Source organism: Sinorhizobium kostiense, from assembly GCF_017874595.1.
Taxonomy (GTDB): domain Bacteria; phylum Pseudomonadota; class Alphaproteobacteria; order Rhizobiales; family Rhizobiaceae; genus Sinorhizobium; species Sinorhizobium kostiense.
Genome location: NZ_JAGILA010000001.1, coordinates 1,391,815 through 1,412,373, shown reverse-complemented (window position 1 = coordinate 1,412,373; position 20,559 = coordinate 1,391,815). Strand labels below are relative to the sequence as shown.

Sequence of the window (20,559 nt, the reverse complement as noted above, 5' to 3'; positions counted from 1 at the left end):
TTAGTTGGTAACGGGGGGATCTGTTGTTCGACTCCGCTCTCTGGCTAAGTCCACTGAATGGCAGCAATCCGTCTGGCGAAAGCTTGCGGAATGATGGGCGATTCCACGAACTGGAACGCCTCATGCAACCTCAAATCGAAATTAGCCGAGACGAACGGAATAACCCAGTAGCAAGGGCCGAAGTTCCTGTCGATTGGACAAACGTCCTTCGGAAATCGGAGGAGCTGCGTCAGCACGGGCGGGATCTGCGGCTCCTGGTGATCGTCACGCGAGCTCTTGCGAATGAACAGGGTTTTGCCGGCCTGGCCTCGGGGCTTCGCCTGATCGCCCGGACCTTCGACCTGCATTGGGAGACGATGCATCCAGAACTTCGGCCGGACTCCACTCCTCGGGATGCGGCGCTGCGCCGGACCAACGCGCTTCTCCAGCTTCAAAACGACAAGGACGGGTTGTTGGGGGACTTTCGGAGGATGACCTTATTTGCCCCCCACGGTGTTGGCCCATTCACCGGCCGGGATCTGGAGCGCGGATCGATTGACACCCGTACGGCTCTTGCCGAGGCTGCACCGGGACTGAGCGAGGCTGAGAAATCATCACTCGTAAGCGAGCACGACCGCCTTTTGAACCGCATGAGAATAGGCTGCGCGGCATTTGCGGAGCAATCCTCGGCTGAAGCGGCCGAGCTTATCGCCAACGCACGTGCTGCGGCGGCTGCGTTGGGAGAACTCGAAGAATCGCTTAACCGGCAGATGGGCGGTGATGTGCGCTTCACATTGTCGGATTTGGACCGGTTCCTTCAACGAGTGATTTCGACGCTCGAGCGGGCGCAACCCGGCTCGCGCCAGGAGGTCGCAAGCGAGGAAATCGCCGCTGGTGACAAGGCACCTGCGCAAACGAGCTCCGGCGCAGATTCGATCTACACCGGACCGGCTGCAGCCTTTCCGGCGCGCCTTGCCTCGCGCGAGGAGGTCACGAGGTGCATCGACCTCGTCATCGACTTCTACGACCGCACCGAGCCGTCGAGCCCTATTCCTCATCTGGCGCGCAGAATCAAACGTATGGTGCCGATGAATTTTCTGGAACTGATGGAGGACTTGGCGCCCTCCGGTCTGAAGGAGTTCCGGCTTCTGGCCGGCGTGCCAGAAAACAAGAAATCTCGGGACGAAAGGTGACCTATGAGCGAAACTAAGGCGAAGGTAATTGAACGAAACCGGGCGCCTCGCGTCCAGATCGCCTATGAGGTGGAAACATACGGCAGCCCGACAACGATCGAATTGCCGTTTGTGATGGGCGTGATGGCCGACCTTGCCGGCGCCTCCGAAACGCCTGAGGCGCGCAAATCCATACGGGACCGCGCTTTTGTCGAGACCGACGCAAACCGGTTTGGCCGTTTCATGGAAGCCCTTAGCCCGCGCGTCAAGGCGCGCGTGAAGAACACTCTTCCCCAGCCTGCCGGCGAAGAACGCGATGAAGAGCTTGCGGTAGACCTGACCTTTACGAGCATGGCCGATTTCGCGCCGGATCGTGTTGCAGAACAAGTCCCTCAGCTCGCCGAGCTCCTGAGGATGCGCCGCCAGCTTGAGGAATTGCTCGGCTTCATGGACGGTCGCATCGACGCGGAAAAACGCATCGCCCAGCTTTTGAACAATGAGCCCCTCCTGGGAAAGATCGCTGACCAGGCGATCGAAGACAGCAGCAAGTCGGAGGTCTGAGCCATGGCCGAACAGGAAAAAGCCGCCATTGCCGGTGTCGCAGAAGCGGAGGGAGTGGATCTCGGCGAATTCAGCGAGCTTCTAGAGAAGGACTTCAAGGTCAAGAAGGATGACAGCGAAAAGCTTCAGGCCCTCGTCCGAAATCTCGCCCTTGCCGCGCGGTCGCGCTCGGAATCGGCTGTCATCTCGTCGAACGCGATCAAGTCGATCAAGTCCTTGATCTCCGGCATCGACAAGCTTCTGACCGAGCAGGTCAACGAGATCCTCCATGCGCCCGAAGTGCTCCAGATGGAAGGGACGTGGCGCGGATTGTGGTATCTCGTCAACAACACCGAGACGGATCAGAAGCTGAAGATCCGCGTCATGAACATTTCGAAGGAGGAACTGGCCGATACGCTTGAGGATTACGAAGGCCAGATGTGGGATCAAAGTCCCATCTTCAAGAAAGTCTACACCGACGAATACTCGATGCTTGGTGGCAGCCCGTATGGATGCCTGATCGGCGCCTACGAGTTCTCAAATCACCCGAAGGACGTCGCTCTCCTTCGCAATATGTCCGGGATCTGCGCGTCGGCTCACACGCCCTTCATAGCAGCCGCCTCCCCGCGCCTGTTTCGCATGGAGAGCTGGCAGGAACTGCCGAACCCGCAGGATCTGCAACAGATCGTATCGTCTCCAGCCTATGCCTCATGGCAGTCGCTGCGCGAGAGCGAGGACGCGCGCTATATCGGGCTGACCATGCCCCGGGTGCTGGCAAGACTGCCTTATGGAGCTGAAACGGTCCCCGTGAAGGGGTTTGCCTTCGAAGAAGAGGTCCAGGGCGACCATCATCGCTATGTCTGGATGAACGCGGCCTTCCCGATGGGAGTGAACATAAACCGCAGCCATAAGCTCTTCGGCTGGGGCACCCAGATTCGTGGTGTCGAAAACGGCGGCGCCGTCATCAATCTCCCGGTCCACACCTTTCCGACCGACGACGGCACGGTAGCGATGAAGTGCCCGACCGAGGTCGCGATCGACGATCGGCGCGAGGCCGAGCTCGCCAAGCTCGGGCTGATGCCGATCCTGCATCGCAAGAACACCGATATTGCCGCCTTCATCGGTGCCCATTCGCTGCAGGACGATGAGACACGAGCCGGCCGGCTGGTCGATCCGGACGCCCAGGCCAATGAAAGGTTGAGCGCCAACCTGCCCTATCTGTTCCCGGTTTCCCGTTTCGCTCATTACCTGAAGGCGATCGCCAGGGACAAGATCGGCTCATTCAAGGAACGCGCCGACATGCAGATCTGGCTGACGGAGTGGATCAACCGCTACGTTCTCGCCAATCCTGCCTTTGCCGATGAAAAGGCCCGCGCAAAGCGGCCGCTCGCGGCAGCCGAAGTCCAGGTTGACAGCGTCGAGGGCCGGCCGGGCTGGTACAACGCCCGCTTCTATCTCAGGCCACATTACCAGTTGGAGGGCATCAATGCTTCGCTCCGGCTCGTTTCGGAGCTGCCGTCTATGAAGTCGTGAATACACCAGAGAGCCGATGGAGGTTGTTCATGAAAATTGATGGATTTCTCAAGGTCCCCGACATTACCGGGCCGAGCATCCGCGATGGCCACGAAGAAGAGATTGAAGTGCATGGCGTAGAGTTTGAAATGCAGGCACCCTTCGATCCCAATTCGTTGTCCAGGAGGGGCCGTGTCAGCCTGGGCATGGTGAATTTTATCAAACACTACGACAAGTCTTCGCCCTATCTGAAGAAGGCTCTCTTCGACAACACGCTCCTCGACGAAGTCAAGTTTTCGGCGAGAAGAACAATCGAAGGCGAGACAAGCGACTACCTGGTCATCACCTTAAAAGACGCATCGGTAACCAGCTATATCATGAAGCCGAGTGAGGACGAGCCAGACCTCATCGAAGAGCGCGTCGGCTTCGCTTACAAGAACATCACTTTCAACTACGACGATAAGGACGAGGTCGAGATGGATGTCTATGTCGGCAAGTGAAAGCTGGCAAAAGAAAGGATTTGGAAGGGAAGCGAGACCGCCCGGGGGGAACCTGCGGGCGACGCGCGAGGCGATCCAGCCATCCTTGTGGGATCGGCTGGTCAATGACCTGCCGGGGCTAAGCTCGGAAATCAAGCAGCTTCGGCAGGCCTTGCAGAACGAAATAGAGGCTGAACGGCTCGATGCGCTGATTGCCGGCGGCATTCGCCAGATCGACGCAGCGACGGATATAGGCGTCGACCAAAAGAAGAGCCTGCACCGGCTGGTCTCGCTCGACCGACGCCGGGCGGAACTGGAAAGCCGCGGCGTCGTCGTCTCGGCCGACGTGCTGCGTGAAGCCGTTCGACGGGACATCGAGGCGCTCTTCAATGCACAGCGCTTCGAGTCCTCGCCGCTCCTGACGGACTTCGAGGTCGACCAGGCCGGTGACAACCCGCCCTCGCTCGAGGATTTCCCGGAGGTTCGCCGCAGCGTGGTCAATTATGGCGTACCGCCCTTCTCCGGCCGCTCGTCCCGCGATTTCGACCGTGACGAATTGGCCAAGGAAATCAGGAACGTGCTTGCGGCATTTGAACCTCGACTGAAGGAAAGCGCGACAAAGGTGACCGTCAGTCTCGGCGACAGGTCGATCGGTCTGAGGATAGACATCGACGCGCTGCTGCTCACCGCTCCAGCGCCTGAACGGTTACGGCTTCGAACCGTGCTCGATCTCGAGAACGGTTCGGCACGCACCGAGCTCAAGGACACCTGACATGGACCGAGTCTTCCTGGAATATTATGAGGAAGAACTCACACACATCCGCGCTCTCGCCGCAGAGTTTGCGGCCATGCATCCTTCGATCGCTCGTAATCTTTCCCTGGACACTGTCCCCTGCCCGGATCCTTATGTCGAACGCCTGCTCGACGGTGTGGCCTATCTCGCCGCTCGCACCCGCCAGAAAGTGGATGCGGAGAGCGCACGTTTCTCGAGAAGCGTGCTCGAGAACTTCTATCCCGATCTCGTCTGCCCGGCGCCGGCAATCGGCATGGCTTTGCTGAAGCCCGGCCAGCAGGTTCAAACAATGGCCGCGGGGCACCTGGTGAAGCGTGGGACACGGCTGGTTTCGAGCGCCCGGCCCGGGATTTCGACCCGGTGCATCTATACCACCGCACAGGACGTGGTGCTGTGGCCGCTCACGATCAGCTCGGCCACCTACATCCAGGATCGAAGCGCACTCGCGGCGGCGGGAATAGGCCCGATCGGCGGACAACCCGGCGTGGCCGCGTTGAGCATCGTCGTCAGTCGGACCGGTAAAGGCCGGCTCGGCGATTTGGCGCTCGATCGCCTCGATTTCTATTTCGCCGAGAAGAGCAAGGCAGCCTCGCTCTTCGATACGCTCTTCGGGGCCTGTTGTGCCACGGGCGCTCGCCCGGAAGGCCGCGATCATCCGCTGAGCCGGCTCGCCGAGCCGGAGATGGTCGGGATCTCGGACGAGGAGGCGCTGCTGCCGCGCACGCGCGAGACTTTCGAGGGCTACAGGCTCTTGCGCGAATACTTTGTCGCGCCAGAGCGATTCCACTACGTGCGGGTGAGAGGGCTGCAGCCGATCGTTCATCGCTGTGAGACTGGGCTCGAACTGGTGTTTCTCCTGCGGCGTCCCGCCCCCGAGCTCGCCAATATGGCAGCAACCGATCTCGCGCTTTTCACGACGCCGATCATCAATTTGTTCGAGCGAAGCTGCAACGTCATCGAACTCGATCCGAGGCGCACACGGCAGGTGCTCCATGCCGATCGGACCCGCCCGAGCGATTTCGAAATCTATCGCCCGATCCGTGTCGAAGATGCCGACATTGGGGGACCGGACGCCGAGATACCGGCGCTCTTCAGCCTGGGCCAGGATCGTGGCAACGGCTTTGTCTATTTCACCGAACGTCGCCCGCGGCGACCGAACGAGGACGAGCTGCGCCTGGGACAAACCCGCACTTCCTATAGTGGTGACGATGTCTTCGTGTCGCTTTCGCGTCCCGCCCACTCGAAAGCTGCACGGGCACCGAAACGAATTGAGGTGGCGGCGCTCTGCACAAATCGCGACCTGCCTATATTGGACGACACACCGTCGCTCTCCCTCGAAAGCGGCGATCCGGTCGAGACAATCCGGCTTCTCGGAGCCGTTCGGTCCCCGGTGCCTTCGATTCCGGCAACACTTCCGTCTGGAGCCGTGGATGCCACGCGGGCCGATGAACTGGCGTGGAGGTTTGTGGCGCAGCTCTCGCTGAATTTTCTCAGCCTGGCAGAAGAAGGCCGCGGAGTGGACCCGCTTCACGCCATTCTTGAGCTCTACGCGCAGCGCGGGGATCCGGGCCTCAGCCGGCATGTACGCGCGATTCAAAGGGTCGAGTCGCGGTCGGTGATCGAACGCCTGCCCATACCGGGACCGATGTGCTTCGGGCGGGGCACCGAGATTACCCTTCATATCGACCAGTCTGTGCTAGCCGGGCACAGCGCGCTATTACTCTCAGGCCTGCTCTCGAAGCTTTTTTCCCGCTATGCGTCGATCAATGCGTTCGTGCGAACCCGCGCGCGCGTGATCCAGAAGCAGGAGGATGTGCCATGGCCAATGACGCCGGGCAATCGCAACCTGATCTGACCAAGGACGCCAATCCGCTCCCGACGGAGTTCGACTTTTTCGAGCTCCTCAGGTGCCTGGAAGAAGGCGGAAGGTTCTTCGGCCAGGCCGGCCGACCGGATCGTGAGCCGGCGCGGCTCGGACAGCATGTGCGGCTCGGCTTCGCGGTGCAGGACGTCACGAGCGTCGAGATGGCGACCGACAAGGCGCCGGCTCGGGTTACGGTGACGACTATCGGGCTCCTCGGGCCAGAAGGTCCGATGCCCCTTTACCTGACCCGCTGGGTACTGGATCGCCTTTCGCAACGCTGGTTCGCAACGACCGACATGCGTGAGATCAGCGATACGACCTTCATCGACTTCGTGAACATTCTTCAGCATCGAATGATCGCGCTCTTTTACCGCGCCTGGGCGGATGCTCATCCGGCGGTGCAGGTCGCGCGCCCGGGCGGCGGTCGCATTCGTGCGTTCCGGGCGGCCTTGGCCGGACTTGGACTTAGTGGTCAAGGACAGACGGCGCCCACCTTGATCGATGAAACGAAGCTCCGCCATGCGCCTGCGCTCGCCAATCAGATAGAAGGGCCTGAGAGACTCACGCGGTTTCTTGCCGACCTCCTGAAGGTCCCGGTTCGCCTTCGGGAATTTGTCGGCAGCTGGAACCCGATACCGGCAAGACTTCAGTCCCGGCTTGCCGTCGCCCATGTTCGACTTGGCCGAAGTGCCACGATCGGCCCGCGCATATTCCAGCGCCAGCAGAGAATGGAGCTCGCCCTGGGGCCGCTGACGCTTCCCGACTACATGGCTTTTCTCCCCGGCAGCGAACGGCGCGAGACCTTGAAAACGGCGATCGGCGACCTGGTGGGACATGGGCTCGACGTCGACGTCAGGCTCGTGCTCAAGCGAGACGCGGTTCCTTCGGCACGCCTGGGAGAAGCGCGGATTGGGCACACGGCGTGGGTCGCTCCACGGAAAGATCGCAGTGACGCAGAAGACCTTTGCATGCGCACGGTCAATGGCTGGCGGCCCGAAATGCTGGAGGCTGCCGAATGCTGATCCTCACTCTCGAGCAATCGCCGCAAATGCAAGCTGTTCGCCAGATGAGCCTCGTCGAGGGCGAGCTTGTCATCGGCCGCAGCGCCGAGGCCGATTGGCGGCTTGACGATCCCGACATGTATGTCTCGCGGGCTCATTGCACGATCACATGCGTTCGCGGTCAGTATCTCGTGACCGACACGTCAAGCGGCGGGCTGTTCATCGACGGCTCGCGAACACCGCTCGGGGCCGGGAATTCCGCCACGCTGCATAATGGCGCACGGCTGCAACTCGGCAATTACATCATCCGCGTCGACTTCCAGGCAGCCCCCGCCGAGCGGGTTCCTGAACAGAGGGCGTCGCCGCCCATCGGCTTCGAGAGGGACACGTTCTTCTCGGAGCGCAGCGAGCCGCCGCCGCCTCCCCCACGACCGGCCGGGCTGCCGGATCCATTTGAACAACCGGCCGATACACCAGACGAAGGCGATGCGGTCAAACGCCCACCGATGTTTGACGATCCATTCAGTCTCGACCCGGTGCCGACATCGGGCCAACAGGAGCAGTCCTGGGATTTTCCCTGGCCGAGCCCGGCACCACAGCCGCTCGTCTCGGAAACCAAGGCCGCCGCGAAACCGGTCCCGGAAGAGCCGGCGAAGCCCGGCCCGACGGTGGCGGCTTCCCCCGAGACCGACCTGCGCGAGGCTTTCCTGCGCGGCCTGGGCTTGAGCGCCGACGAGTTTCCGGCCGCCGACCCGGCGGCGCAGATGGAGAATTTCGGCCGGGAATATCGGATGATGCTTGAGGGGCTGATGCATCTCCTGCGCAAGCGTGCCGAGGAAAAAAACGAGGCGCGGGTCGTTCAGACGGTGGTCGGAGCATCCGATGTCAACCCTCTCAAATTCCTGCCCAACGTGGACGATGTTATCGCGACGTTTCTGGCCCAGCGCAGTGTTGGCTTTCTTCCTCCGCAGGCCGCGATCAGCGGCTCCATCCGCGACCTTGCCCACCACCATGTGAGAACGTGGCGCGGCGTCCAGGCGGCGCTTGCGAGAATGATCGAGCGCTTCGATCCGGCGGCGCTCGAAAACGAATTGAAGTCGCGCTCGGCGTTGGAAGCGCTGCTCGCCGGCGGACGGCGGGCGAAACTCTGGGAGCTTTATGAGAACCGCTATCAAGAAATCGCCAAGAGCGCGACGACGCGTTTCCTCGGCGAGATCGGCGGCGACTTTCGGGACGGTTATGAAGAGAGGGAGAACGACTGATGCTGCATCGACGCGACTTTCTCATGGTGATCGGCGCGACAGGCCTGATATCGGGCTGCATGGGCGGTCCGCCGAAATCCTCGAACGTGACCGTCGCGGCGGTGGGACAGGCGGGCATGAACCTTGCCGCCGACGGCGGGGAGCGTCCGGTCACCCTCTTAATCCTCAGGCTCAAGGATGTCGGGAAATTCAATGCTGCGGATAGCTTCGCTCTTCAAGACCCGGCTACCGCACTCGGCGCAGACCTCGTGGGGTCCGATCAACTGACGATCGCCCCCGGCAAGACCGCCTCGAAGACGGTCACCTTTCCGCCCGAGGCCACCTATCTCGGTGTCGTGGCTCTGTTCCGGGAACCTGGTGGTCGCACCTGGCGAAGGACCGCCCCGATCAAACCCGAATCGACTGTGACGGCGAAAGTGATCCTCAACCGCGGCGGTATGACGCTCGCGCTCGCCTGAATGGAGGCGTGCAGCATGACGGACGCGAACAAGGTGGTATGGCTGGAGGGACTTTTCCTCCGCACCCAGCATTTCCAGCAGCAGGATCGTTATACCGAAGCCTTGATGCGAGGCGCGCTGCAGGCCGGTCGGCTGCAGACCTTCGGTTTCAGGTCTCTGACACTCGATGCCACACAACTCGAGGCCGGACGGGTCGCAGTGTCATCCGCGCGGGGCATTTTCCCGGATGGCACCCCCTTCGCGATTCCTGAAACGATGGATGCCCCCACACCGCTGGCAATAACGCGCGACATGGGCGCCGGTGCGGTGCAGCTCGCTTTGCCGGTGGAGCCTCCTGGCGAAGCCAGCTTCGATCCTGCTCATCGGGAACCCACCGGCGCGCGATATCGCGGGCGGATCGAGTGGGTCCGCGACGCCGTCCATGGCGGCGCCGATCCTGAAGAGATCGAGATCGCCCGGCCGCAAGCGCTGCTTCTGTCGCCGGCTCAGACGACGGGCGGCTACACCGCAATGCCTGTCACGAGCGTCAACGGACTGCTCGCCGATGGAAGCGTTGCGGTCGCCGAGAATTTCCTGCCGCCGGCGCTGACGACCGGTGCTGTGCCCTTCTACGGCAAGCTCCTGCAGGAGGTGATTACCGGACTGGACCGCATTGCGGAAGCGCATGGAAAGATGGTGCTTGGCGGCGCCGGCCGCAGCGTGGAAAATCTGCTGGTGCTCGATCTCGCCAATACGGCTCGACCCCGATTGGCCCACATGCTTCCACAGGAGGTCTTCCATCCGGCCGAGCTCTTTCTCGAGCTCAGCGGTCTGGCTGGCCGAATGGCCACATACGGATCAGGCTCAAGGCGACTGACTGAGCTTCCCACTTACGAGCATATTGCGCCCGGGCAGGCGTTTGCCGCGCTGGCGGACACCTTGCGGTCCCTTATACTGAGCTTGCGTTATGTCGAGCCGAAGTCGCGGGCGCTGCCCGTCGTTAAGCACGCGACCAATGTATGGAAGGTGCGCATCGACAACCCCGAACTGCTGACGACGAGCCGCATCGTTATACGCGTCGGATGCGATGCCTCAGAGGAAACGCTGCGCAAGATCTTTGTCGACCAGGTGACCGTCGGTGCTGCGGACGAATTCGAGGCGCTGTGGAAGTCCCGGCTCCCTGGCATTCGCCTCAAGCCCCTCCACTCGCAGCCGCGCGAAATTCCCTATGACGGGGACCGGCTCTGCCTGGAGCTGGATCAGCGCAGCGAGCATTGGGAATCACTTCTGCGCTCGCCGGGATTTGTGATTGGCGTCTCGGGTATTTTGCCCAGCGAGCCGCAAGTAGACTGCTATTCGGTAAGCAGGTAGCGCCATGGCAAGCGAGGACCCATTCGGCCTTTCGGAAGATCAGGGCCGCACGCGCATCCGCCCGCCGCCGGCGGCAATGCGGACCCTTCCGACCGGCCCCTTGACGAGACGCGTGCGCTATCATCCCAACGCGTTGATCAATGCCTTCGCCATGCTGCTGGAATTTGCGCCAGAACTTGAGAATGCCTTGCCGCCGGGCAATCCCGAGGCGCTCAGAACAAGGCTGATGGAGGAGCTGGTCACCGCGCGCGATGCTGCCGTTGCCTCCGGGGCGAACCTCGCACGGGCAGACGCGGCCGCCTGGGCCGTCGCCTCGCTCCTCGATGATCTGGCGCTCAACACGCCGTGGGGCGGCTCCAGCGCGTGGCCGCGCCAGCCTCTCGTCGTCATGCTCCGCGGCGACGTGGATGCGGGCGCACAGTTCTTCGCCCGTTTGGAGGAACTGGAACGCCATCCCGGCCGAGACCGTGAACTGCTCGAGCTGCACTACTTCTGCCTGGCGCTCGGCTTCCGGGGCAAATATCGAGTGCCGGGGCGCGCCGGTGATCGTTCTCTCAACGCCGTGCGCGCCGCAGCCGCCCGCTTCCTGCGGGACGCCGATGGCGAGAGTTCGAAGCTGTCGCCGAGGTGGGAGGGCGTCATAGCAGCCGACGAACCTTCCCGTTTTGCCATCCCGATCTGGGTGCTCGCAGTCGTGGCGGTGATGCTTGCGACCGCAATTTACGTGCCACTATCGATGCGGCTGGGTGCCAAGGCTGAGGAACTGGCAACCCTAGTTCGGGCACTGCCCCCGCCCGAACGGGCCGAAATCTATCGGCCGAACAAGCGCACGCCGGCGCCGGATGCGCCACCGGTGCAACCGGTCATCTTCGAGCTCTTGCCGGAATTTCGCGCCGCCGCGCCTCCTACTCTTCTCCCAGCGTTGAAGGGCAAAGAAAACGCCTCTTCGGTGACACTCCTGCTTCAATCGAGCAATCCGGAGCTTTTTCAGTCTGCACGAGCCGAACTGACGAAAAGCTTCGAACCGCTCGTCGCCTCGATCGCTGCTGTCCTCAAGGATAATGCTGAATTGATCGGAAGCGTTACGATCGTCGGTCACACCGATAATGTTCCATTGCAGGCTACCAATCCGCTTGCAAACAACCAGCGCCTGTCCGAGGCCCGCGCCGCAACGATTGCTGCTTTGCTGGCTGCCAGCGGCGTGCCGCCTGAGCGCGTGCGGTCGGAAGGACGTGCGGCAACGCAGCCGCTGGCGAAGAATGATACGCGCGAAGGCCGAGCCGCCAACCGCAGGATCGAGCTCCTGATAGCAAAGAGGCTCTGAGATGAAGTTCTTCCGGTCCCTCTGGGCTGTCTTTACCTCGCGCTGGCTTTGGACTTTCATCGGCCTGATCCTGCTATCCCTGATCATCTGGATATTCGGCCCCATCGTCAGTGTCGGAGAGAGCGCGCCGTTAGCATCGGAGACGGTGCGGCTGATCGTGATCGGCGTTCTGCTCCTTCTGTTTCTCATCTGGTGGATCGCTGCGCAGCGCCGGGCAATCCGCGCCAATCGTATCTTCGTATCGGAAATCGCGCCCCAGGCGGAAGCGCCACCCACCCCGGCAGAAGAGGGCGTCGCCTCGGTGGGCGCAAAATTTCGGGAGGTGATGAGCGAACTGAAGCGTCGCAAAGTGGGGGGCCGGAAGTTCCTCCGGGAAATGCCCTGGTACGTGATCATAGGCCCGCCGGCGACCGGCAAGACCACGGCGCTGCGGCAGTCGGGACTGAGTTTTCCAATCGACCTCACCGACGATCTGCACGGGGTCGGCGGGACCCGCAACTGCGACTGGTTCTTCACGGAAGAGGCCGTACTGATCGATACCGCCGGGCGCTACGTTCTACAGGAGAGCCAGCCGGAGGTCGACGCAGCCGAATGGCTGGGCTTCCTCGATCTTCTGAAGAAGCATCGGGGCCGCCGCGCTCTGAACGGCGTCATCGTGGCGCTCTCCGTCGAGACGCTTTCGGAAGGCGATGCCGCCATCCGTGCACATGGTCGCCAGGTGCGCAAACGGCTGACCGAGCTTCAGGAGCACCTGAAGATCCGCCTGCCAGTCTACCTGATGCTGACCAAGGCGGATCTGATCAAGGGCTTCGAGACCTTCTTCGGGGGGCTCTCGACCTCCGATCGCGAGCAGGTGTGGGGCGCGACCTTCCCGCCTGGGGCTCGCATCGACGGCAGTGACGTCTCACGGGAACTCGCGGCGCTGACCGGTGTCCTGGAACGGCGCCTCGTTCCCCGCCTCGAAGACCAAGAGAACCTTGCCGCCCGGGCGGAGATCTTCCGCTTCCCTGCACAGGTCGAGACCCTTACCGAGCCTATTCGCGTTCTGGTCGAAACCGTTTTCGGTGAAAGCCGCTATGCGGAAAGCGCCTGGTTGCGCGGTATCTATCTTACCTCCGCAACGCAGGAAGGGACGGCAATCGATCGACTGACGGCCGCGCTCGCTTCGTCCTTCGGCCTGCCGGCGCAGCCGGTCACCCCCATTCCGCGGGCGGAGAAGCGCAGCTTTTTCCTGAAGGACTTGCTTTCGAAAGTAATCTTCAAGGAAGCCGGTCTCGGCACTTTCGATCCCGCCGCAGAAGAACGGCGCATCTGGATATGGCGCGGCGCCGTTGTGGCCGCAGCCGGACTGGTGCTTGTCGCCGGTCTGATCTTCACGATTTCCTATCGCAAGAATTACGCGGTGCTGGCTGCCCAAGCAGAACAGCTTGAGGCCTTGCAACTGCCGCTCACCCCGGTTGCCGCACGTCAGGCGCCCCTCGAGCCTCTCGATCTCGACATAGCGCTCGAGGCCGTCACCGAGGTCTCGAACGCCCGTAGCGAGCCGCCGGCCGGAATTGCAGCCCTGATCGGCCCTTCCGCCGCGACCGAGATCCGCCAGGCTCAGGCCGATGCCTATGACCGCGCATTGCGGAACATACTGGAACCCCGCATGATAGCGCTGCTCGAGGCAACGATGTGGCGCCAGATCCGCGACCCGGAGTTCCAGCTCGGCGCGCTCAAGACCTATCGCATGATGACCGGGCTGTCGCCGATGGACCCGGACTTCGCCGAGCAATGGTGGACGGAGCAGCTGCCTGAATTCGCCCCCGTGCCGCCATTCCGAACCGACATGGCTGCCGATCATCAACTGGCCGCGATCGCCAACATGGCTTCGAATCAAAGTCAAATCGCTCCCGACGAGGCGTTGGTTGGCGAAGCCTTGCGCAGCATCTGCTCGATTCCGCTGCCGGTCCGCGCCTATAACGCACTGCTCTCCGATCCGGAGGTCAGGGCGTTGAAGGAATGGATCCCCGCGGATCATGTCGGCCCGAACGGTCCGAAGGTTCTTGCCCGTCGCTCGGAAAAGACCTTCAGGGTGGGGATCAGCGGGGCCTTCACCTATGAGGGCTTCCATAACGTGATCCTTGCCCGGCTAGAGGAGGTGGCCGCGCAGGCCGCACTCGATCGTTCCGTCTTTGCGGGCGGCTGCTCGGAAAGCGCCAGCCCATCGGTCGCTTCCCTCGCCCAGGACATTCTCAAGCTCTATTACGACGACTACGTTTCGCAGTGGGACAGCTTCCTACGTGATGTCCGGCTCGCGCCACTCAAGGATCTGCAGACGGCCAGCGAGAACCTCAAGGATCTCTCCAGCGCGGATTCTTCAATGAAGCGGCTGCTGGACGCCATCGTGCATGAGACGGAACTGACCCGTTCCGAGTCCGACGGCGGCGGCAAGCCTCCGGCCGGCGCATCCAAGCTCTTGTCGAAGCTCGGCAAGATCGGCAAGCTCGCAAAAAAAGGCGTGAAGCTGATGCCCGCCGGCTCGAAGTCGGAAGTGGATCTCTCGGGCGCATTGGTTGCCGAGCATTTCAAGCCCATCAAGGGCGCAATCGCCGAGGTCGACGGCCAACCTCCAGTCCTCAATGACGCAGTCGCAGCGCTTACTGCGCTTTCGAACATGCTGCAGACCGTATCGGCAAGCCCCGATGCCCAGGATGCAATCAAGCGACAAGGCGGCTTGGCCGAATTGACGGGGGCTGTCGCAAGACAGGCCTCGACCCTGCCCGACCCGCTCGACGATTGGCTGGCGGGCATCGCCGGGGACACGAGCGGTCTTACAACGGAAGCGGTGACCTCAGAACTCAACGCCATCTGGCGCGCCGACGTCCTGCCCTTCTGCCAGGCTGCGCTCACCAACCGCTATCCGTTCGTTCCCGAGAGCGCAATCGATGTCAACGTCGTCGACTTTTCCCGTATCTTCGGTCCGGGCGGGCTGATCGACAGCTTCATCAACAATCACCTGATCGGCTACATCGACGTGACCCGACACCCCTGGAAGTGGCGCGCGGACATCCAGCTTGATTCGTCGGCTCTGGCGGCGCTGGAGCAGAGTCGACTGATCCGCGACAGCCTGTTCCCGGGAGGCGCCGGACCAATCCTGACATTTACGCTCGAGGCCAAAGACCTTTCGCCGACCGTCGGCCGCGTGACGTTGAACGTCGACGGCCAAAGTCTCTCCTACTACAACAACCCAACTCGACCCCAGCCGATGACCTGGCCGGGCAAGGACGGCACGGGCGTGATCACCCTTGCCTTCCAGCCGATCGACGGGTCGCCCGAGGTTATGGTCAGCGAGACGGGAAGCTGGGCATTGCTGCGAATGCTGCGTGCGGGGCGCTTGACCAAAACCGAACTTCCGGAACTCTACCGGCTGCGGCTTGCCGCTCAAGGTCATTACGCGGACTTCGAGCTTCGGGCCGCGAGCGTTGCCAATCCCTATGACCTGAAGATGTTCGCGAGGTTCACGTGTCCGCCGCGACTTTGATCCTGCCGGGCTTCTTCGGAAAACTGCCGGCGACGGGGGATTTCGTCAGGCGCGGCCTGCCCACCTCGTTCGTTGGCGCGTGGGATCGCTGGATCAGCCGACATCTGGTTCACCGATTTTCGTCCAATTCACCGCAGGAGCACCCCGTTCTGCGATTTCTCATCGGGCGCGAGGTCTTCGGACCCATGACCGGCATTGTGATGGCCAGCGCCGACCGTGCCGGCCGGCCGTTTCCGCTGACGATTGCCGCTGCGCCTTCGGTTGCAGCGATCGATATTGCGACTGCGGCCGGGGAGTGGTTCGAGGCGTTGGAGGCAACTGGGACATCGGCGTGCACGGGTCAACTCGACGGCGACGGGCTCGCCGCCCGCCTGCGTTCGCTTCCCTTTCCCGCAGTCGCAGCGAAGGGCAGCCCCGTCCGACGCATGGTGCTCTGGCTTGGACGGTCCGAACCGATCGAGGTCAATCCGGACGAACCCGAACCGATGCTCCGCGAGCTCCTTTGCGAAGATCTGAGGTCCGGCTGATGCAGATCTGGAACCAGACCGGCTTCCCGACCGAATTCACCATGGCCATGGACAAGGCCGGGCACGAGTACATCGTCGTTGTCGTCAAGGGCACATTCGACTTTCCCCAGACGCCGGGCGGTCCTATACGCAAATCATCCCAGCAGGTGCCGCTGGTGATGGCCGACACTCATACCGGAAAACCCGGTTTTTCGGCCACTCTCTGGGAGACGGATTTCGCCTTCCGCAAGCCACGCTGCGACGTGATCGCCAATGGGTGCGCCTATGCACCGGGAGGACGTCCCGCCGAGCGTGTCCGGGTCGGCATCAAGCTTGGTCACTGGTCAAAGGCCTTCGACGTGGTGGGGGATCGCGAATGGCGCGCGCGCGGGCCGCTATTTGCCGCAACGGCACCGCTGCCCTTCCTTCGCCAGCCGTTCTCCTATGATACGGCCTGGGGCGGCACCGACCGCCTCGATCCCCATGACAATCTCCCCGCGAGCTACCACCTCAACCCCGTCGGCACGGGATGGGCGCGGCCGAAGAACCAGCATCTTGTTCCCGGATTGAAATTGCCCAACACGCAAGCCATCGGCGAGGAGATCCGCTCGCCTTTCGGCGACTACCGGCCAATGAGCTTCGGGCCGTATGGGCGCGGCTGGCCGGGCCGCATCGAGCATGGCGGGACCTATGACGACAACTGGATTGAAAATATCTTTCCCTTCCTGCCGCCCGATTTCGACGAGCGCTATTTCCAGATGGCGCCGGCGGATCAGCAGACAGACTCACCGAAGGGTGGCGAAGAAGTGGTGCTGGTGAACCTCACCCGCGTGGGCCGCGAAAGCTTTCGTCTCCCCGGCACCAGCTTGCCGATGACGCTGTTCAGGGGAACTGAGACGGCCTTCGAGGGCTCGATACTGCCCGACACCGTCTTGTTCGATCCGGAGTACAGGCGCCTTTCGCTGGTGTGGCGGGTCTCGCAGCGGATCCACCGGACAATCCTGGACTTCAGCGAATGCTGGGTTGGGCCGCCGACACCATCCATGCTACGGGCGCGTGCGACCGGTCGACGCTACATCCGCGCCAATGGGGTAGAAGAATTAGAGGACGAAGCGGTTTGAGCATCCCGATCGACATCGTCTCCATCGGCATGGTGACAGCCGTCGGCCTCGACGCCCCCTCCGCTTGCGCGGCGATGCGGGCGCATCTGGACGGCTTTCAAGAGACGCGCTTTCTTGGATCCGGCGGCAATTGGCTGATCGGCGCTCCGGTGCCGCTGCCGCGCAACTGGATCGGCGAAAAGCGTATGACCCATCTGGCGGCAGGGGCCATCTGCGAAGCCTTCGAGGCAGCGCCAGAAGCCCGCGGCAAGACCGCGCTCATTCTCTGCCTTGCCGAGGAAGGTCGGCCCGACCGCCCTGCCCCCGACGGGGCGCGCCTCCTCAACTCGATTGCGGAGATCGCGGAATGTCCACCGCACGGACGCTCGAGGATCGTTGCCCACGGTCGTCCCTCGGGACATGTTGCCCTTGAGCAAGCGCGGCGGATACTCGCGACCGGCGAGGCACCTTATGTGATGATCGCCGGCGTGGACAGTTATCTGACGGCAGGGGCCGTTACGCACTATCTCGCGGACAACCGCCTGCTGACTCCGGACAATCCGAATGGCTTTATTCCCGGCGAGGCCGCCGCCGCCGTTCTGTGCACTTGCTCGCGAAACCGTGGACTTCGCCTTTTCGGCCTAGGTCTCGCGCGCGAGAAGGCATCTATCTACAACCCGGCCGACATTCCTTTGCGCGGCGACGGCATGACGTCTGCCTATCTTGCCGCACTCAACGAAGCCAGCATCGAAATGAATCGGCTGGGTTACCGCATCGCCGACCTGATCGGTGAACAATATTGGTTCAAGCAATCCGCATTGGCGAGCCTGCGCCTACTGCGGGGAAGGCATGAATTTCAGGACATCTGGTCGCCGGCGGAAAGCTTGGGCAATGTCGGTGCGGCAGCCGTACCCATGATGATTGGCATGGCTTTCATGGCCGCAAAGAAAGGCTACGCCGCGGGAAATCCGGTTCTGATCGAAGCCTCTAACGACGCTGGCGCCTGTGGCGCCGCCGTGCTCGCTGCAAGGGTCGCCTGATGTCCAACGTTTTCGCCAACGGCCTGGAAATATCCGGCAAGGCCGTGAACGCCAGGACCATCGCAGCTTTTCCGGATGTCTGTTTCACGCCACCAGAAAATCCCGCGACCCCGCCTGGAGTTCCGATCCCTTACCCCAGTTTCGGTTTTGCGTCAGATACTGAGAACGGGACCGGTACGGTCAAGATCGGCGGCCAGACCGTCAACATAAAAAACAAATCCGATCTGTCCAGGACATCCGGTACCGAGGCCGGCTGTGCCGCCAAGAAAGGCGTCATCACCTCGAAGAACACTGGCAAGGAATACTTCAACTCCTGGTCAATGAACGTAAAATTTGATGGTGAATCGGTTATACGAATGACCGACCTCGCCACGAACAATCATGCCTCGCCCGTGGGAAACGCTCCGCCCTGGCCGCATATCGCGGGCCTGAACGTGGGCGGCGTGCCTTGCGCCGAGATTCTCGCAAAACTCGGGATGAAGGTGCATGCCTACAAGCACGCCGAGAAGGAGTGCCAAGGCGGCGGCAAGCAGCAGTCGGACCACATCCTGCAGAACGCCTGCTTCCAAAACTCTCGTGGAGGCGAGGCTATCAGCACCGTCTCCGACTACACCATGAACGATGCGCCATGTGTTTGCCTCGAGGACGCGACAGATCCAAACACCGAGCATGGACGGAAGACAAAATCCCAGGGCGAATGGGCCAAGAAGCAACGGGCCAAGGGCACAAATCCGACTTACAAGGAGGTCGTCGATGCCAACATGGCGGCCATGAAGGAAGCCAAGAAGCCGCATATGAACGATGCACCGGACGGCACCGAGCACCCCGCCGTCGAGTGCTTGCGACTGATCTGCGACTACCATTTCAAGCCGATGATGACGGGGGAGGAGGACAAGAAGAACGACACGCAAGTCCGGACTCCCGCCTCAGGCAAGTTCAAGCCGCCGCTCTCGGGCACTAATGGCGCAATTTAAAAGGAGACAGCAATGGCCGACTACACCGTTACTTGCAACGGCGCCGAGCCAGACGCCGGCGGCGTGCTCTATACAGTCGTCGTCTATTACGACGGCGAGAGCTTTTATTCATATGTCTCTTCCGAATCGGACGTGGCCAGCGCGCAGAATGTTCGCACGGCACTCTACGAACAGCCGGTCTGGTTCACCGACATCTGGCGCGCACCCTCGTCTCCACTCTTCGTCTGTGACGCCGACGGCCAGGTGCACCTGTTCCGCGCTGAAGCCTGGACTGCGATCCGGGTCTCGGAACGAGCACTCAACACCGTCTGGGGCTTTACCGAGGCGCTCGCCTATACTGGCGGAGATGACGGCATCGTATACCGGTGGGATGGCAGCGGCTGGACGGCGATCAGCCCGCCACTTGGCGGTACGATCCTGTGCATCCGCGGCAGCACGCCCACCGACCTCTATGTCTGCGGTGAAGACTCGCTGTTCTGGCATTACGACGGAAGTGCCTGGACCCAGATCGCGCTTCCCACCAACGTTGTGTTGGTCGGCCTGCTGCCGCTCTCGACCGCTGACGTACTCGTCAGCGGTCAGGGTGGGGCGCTGTTCCGTGGAGCGGGTGCCGTGTGGACCGACGTTTCCCAGCCAGGGCGCGACTTCTACAAGATGGCATTGTTCCGCGGTGAAATACATATTGCCGGCGGTGGGGACGGCGTGCTGGTCTTCGACGGGGTAAGTGTCAGGTCAATCAAGGACAACATCGTCGTCTACCGGCTAGGCGCGAACGAAACTTATCTCGCCGCTGCCGGTGGGAACCTCGCGGCCCGCTTCGACGGAGCCGGATGGTTCGGTGCCCGGTATACCTGAGATGCCATCGATGTGACGAGAATTCGGTGCCCGTTATTCGGACGAGAGCAGCGTCAGCGGAGTCTTGCGGTCAGATAGGCGCGGACCTTGGGCAAATCGAGGTTGGCGACGCGCAGACCCTCCGCGCCTTCGCAAATCATGCGCAGGACAAAAAGCTCACCCGGCTCTGGGTACTCGTTGTAGAGTGCTTGGGCGATCTCGCGGCCCGCCTCTCCCGCCACGCGGAGGCCGTCAAGGTGTGCCTCAAGTCGCTCGACCAGACGCGCCAGCCGAACCTCATCCATGTCGGGATTCTCTTCCGGATGAAGCAGGTGGTAGTCGTAGACCGTCCACAAGAATGCGGCCATCTCGGCATGTTGGCGGACAATCTCGCGAAGAACAGGTGCGGGCGGCATCAGTTAAGGTTCACCGATCCGCCGCGGATGCGGTTTGCAGCACTGGCGTGGCTGGTCACATAGGTGCCGCGGATGGTGATGTGACCGTCCTTTTCCATGATGATCGTCGCCTTGCCGCAACGAAGTTCGATGCGCTCTTCGCCAATAATCCGCACGTGCTCCCCATCCCGAACGACATTGATTGTCGAAGTTTTGCGCGCCGGGTCCACGATCCGGCCAACGATCAGTGGCCTTGTCGCTTTTCCATCTTCGAAGAGCAGCGCGACCTCGGCACCGACCGTCGCTGATGAAAGGTCGGCCAGGGTGCGCGCAGGCAGTGCGGTTTCGCAAGGATTGCCGGGAAAGACCACGAGCGGCACGCCTGCCTCAAAGCCCAAGAAGATGCCGATCACTACTCCTTCAATGCGTTCCCGTGTATCCGACATGGGA

General features: G+C 62.1%; 19 protein-coding genes. 17 read left to right on the top strand and 2 right to left on the bottom strand.

Annotated features, from left to right (window positions below):
* Window positions 1–23: 23 nt before the first annotated feature.
* From tssA to J2Z31_RS06310, 17 genes are read left to right on the top strand one after another with little or no spacing between them, the layout of a single operon-like run.
* Window positions 24–1,172, top strand: coding sequence for a type VI secretion system protein TssA (gene tssA / locus J2Z31_RS06390; protein WP_209601006.1), 1,149 nt, complete (start codon window positions 24–26; stop codon window positions 1,170–1,172).
* Window positions 1,173–1,175: 3 nt separating this feature from the next.
* Window positions 1,176–1,712 (top strand): type VI secretion system contractile sheath small subunit, encoded by a 537-nt coding sequence (gene tssB / locus J2Z31_RS06385; protein ID WP_209601005.1) that lies wholly within the window; start codon window positions 1,176–1,178, stop codon window positions 1,710–1,712.
* Between the two features lie 3 nt (window positions 1,713–1,715).
* On the top strand, window positions 1,716–3,224 hold the full coding sequence (gene tssC, locus J2Z31_RS06380) for a type VI secretion system contractile sheath large subunit (protein ID WP_209601004.1): 1,509 nt from the start codon (window positions 1,716–1,718) through the stop codon (window positions 3,222–3,224).
* A gap of 29 nt (window positions 3,225–3,253) precedes the next feature.
* On the top strand, window positions 3,254–3,703 hold the full coding sequence (locus J2Z31_RS06375; RefSeq protein ID WP_209601003.1) for an Hcp family type VI secretion system effector: 450 nt from the start codon (window positions 3,254–3,256) through the stop codon (window positions 3,701–3,703).
* Entirely contained in the window at window positions 3,690–4,454 is a 765-nt protein-coding gene (gene tssE / locus J2Z31_RS06370; protein WP_209601094.1) for a type VI secretion system baseplate subunit TssE, read from the top strand. The genes J2Z31_RS06375 and tssE overlap by 14 nt, the downstream gene beginning before the upstream one ends.
* 1 nt (window position 4,455) lies before the next feature.
* Entirely contained in the window at window positions 4,456–6,330 is a 1,875-nt protein-coding gene (tssF, locus tag J2Z31_RS06365) for a type VI secretion system baseplate subunit TssF (RefSeq protein ID WP_209601002.1), read from the top strand.
* Window positions 6,294–7,361 carry a type VI secretion system baseplate subunit TssG gene (tssG, locus tag J2Z31_RS06360; RefSeq protein WP_209601001.1) on the top strand — a complete coding sequence of 356 codons (1,068 nt, stop codon included), beginning with the start codon at window positions 6,294–6,296 and terminating at the stop codon, window positions 7,359–7,361. The genes tssF and tssG overlap by 37 nt, the downstream gene beginning before the upstream one ends.
* Window positions 7,355–8,602 (top strand): type VI secretion system-associated FHA domain protein TagH, encoded by a 1,248-nt coding sequence (gene tagH / locus J2Z31_RS06355; RefSeq protein WP_209601000.1) that lies wholly within the window; start codon window positions 7,355–7,357, stop codon window positions 8,600–8,602. Before tssG ends, tagH begins: the two co-directional genes overlap by 7 nt.
* Entirely contained in the window at window positions 8,602–9,060 is a 459-nt protein-coding gene (gene tssJ / locus J2Z31_RS06350) for a type VI secretion system lipoprotein TssJ (RefSeq protein ID WP_209600999.1), read from the top strand. The genes tagH and tssJ overlap by 1 nt, the downstream gene beginning before the upstream one ends.
* Window positions 9,061–9,075: 15 nt before the next feature.
* A complete protein-coding gene (tssK, locus tag J2Z31_RS06345; RefSeq protein ID WP_209600998.1) occupies window positions 9,076–10,410 on the top strand; it encodes a type VI secretion system baseplate subunit TssK in 1,335 nt (444 codons plus the stop codon).
* A 4-nt stretch (window positions 10,411–10,414) separates the two neighbouring features.
* Window positions 10,415–11,734 (top strand): type IVB secretion system protein IcmH/DotU, encoded by a 1,320-nt coding sequence (gene icmH / locus J2Z31_RS06340; protein ID WP_209600997.1) that lies wholly within the window; start codon window positions 10,415–10,417, stop codon window positions 11,732–11,734.
* A 1-nt stretch (window position 11,735) separates the two neighbouring features.
* Window positions 11,736–15,260 (top strand): type VI secretion system membrane subunit TssM, encoded by a 3,525-nt coding sequence (gene tssM, locus J2Z31_RS06335; protein WP_209600996.1) that lies wholly within the window; start codon window positions 11,736–11,738, stop codon window positions 15,258–15,260.
* On the top strand, window positions 15,242–15,787 hold the full coding sequence (tagF, locus tag J2Z31_RS06330) for a type VI secretion system-associated protein TagF (protein WP_209600995.1): 546 nt from the start codon (window positions 15,242–15,244) through the stop codon (window positions 15,785–15,787). Before tssM ends, tagF begins: the two co-directional genes overlap by 19 nt.
* Window positions 15,787–16,887 carry a DUF2169 family type VI secretion system accessory protein gene (locus tag J2Z31_RS06325; RefSeq protein WP_209600994.1) on the top strand — a complete coding sequence of 367 codons (1,101 nt, stop codon included), beginning with the start codon at window positions 15,787–15,789 and terminating at the stop codon, window positions 16,885–16,887. Before tagF ends, J2Z31_RS06325 begins: the two co-directional genes overlap by 1 nt.
* The gene (locus tag J2Z31_RS06320; protein ID WP_209600993.1) at window positions 16,884–17,906 is read left to right on the top strand and encodes a beta-ketoacyl synthase N-terminal-like domain-containing protein; all 1,023 of its coding nucleotides are present in this window, start codon (window positions 16,884–16,886) and stop codon (window positions 17,904–17,906) included. Before J2Z31_RS06325 ends, J2Z31_RS06320 begins: the two co-directional genes overlap by 4 nt.
* Window positions 17,906–18,880, top strand: coding sequence for a DUF4150 domain-containing protein (locus J2Z31_RS06315; RefSeq protein ID WP_209600992.1), 975 nt, complete (start codon window positions 17,906–17,908; stop codon window positions 18,878–18,880). Before J2Z31_RS06320 ends, J2Z31_RS06315 begins: the two co-directional genes overlap by 1 nt.
* A gap of 12 nt (window positions 18,881–18,892) precedes the next feature.
* On the top strand, window positions 18,893–19,735 hold the full coding sequence (locus J2Z31_RS06310; RefSeq protein WP_209600991.1) for a beta propeller repeat protein: 843 nt from the start codon (window positions 18,893–18,895) through the stop codon (window positions 19,733–19,735).
* A 53-nt stretch (window positions 19,736–19,788) separates the two neighbouring features.
* On the opposite strand, the gene J2Z31_RS06305 is transcribed toward J2Z31_RS06310, so the two are convergent.
* Together J2Z31_RS06305 and J2Z31_RS06300 are read right to left on the bottom strand one after the other, a co-directional pair.
* A complete protein-coding gene (locus J2Z31_RS06305) occupies window positions 19,789–20,130 on the bottom strand; it encodes a hypothetical protein (RefSeq protein WP_209600990.1) in 342 nt (113 codons plus the stop codon).
* Complete coding sequence (locus J2Z31_RS06300) at window positions 20,130–20,555, bottom strand: DUF6484 domain-containing protein (protein WP_209600989.1); 426 nt, start codon at window positions 20,553–20,555, stop codon at window positions 20,130–20,132. Before J2Z31_RS06300 ends, J2Z31_RS06305 begins: the two co-directional genes overlap by 1 nt.
* Window positions 20,556–20,559: the final 4 nt, after the last annotated feature.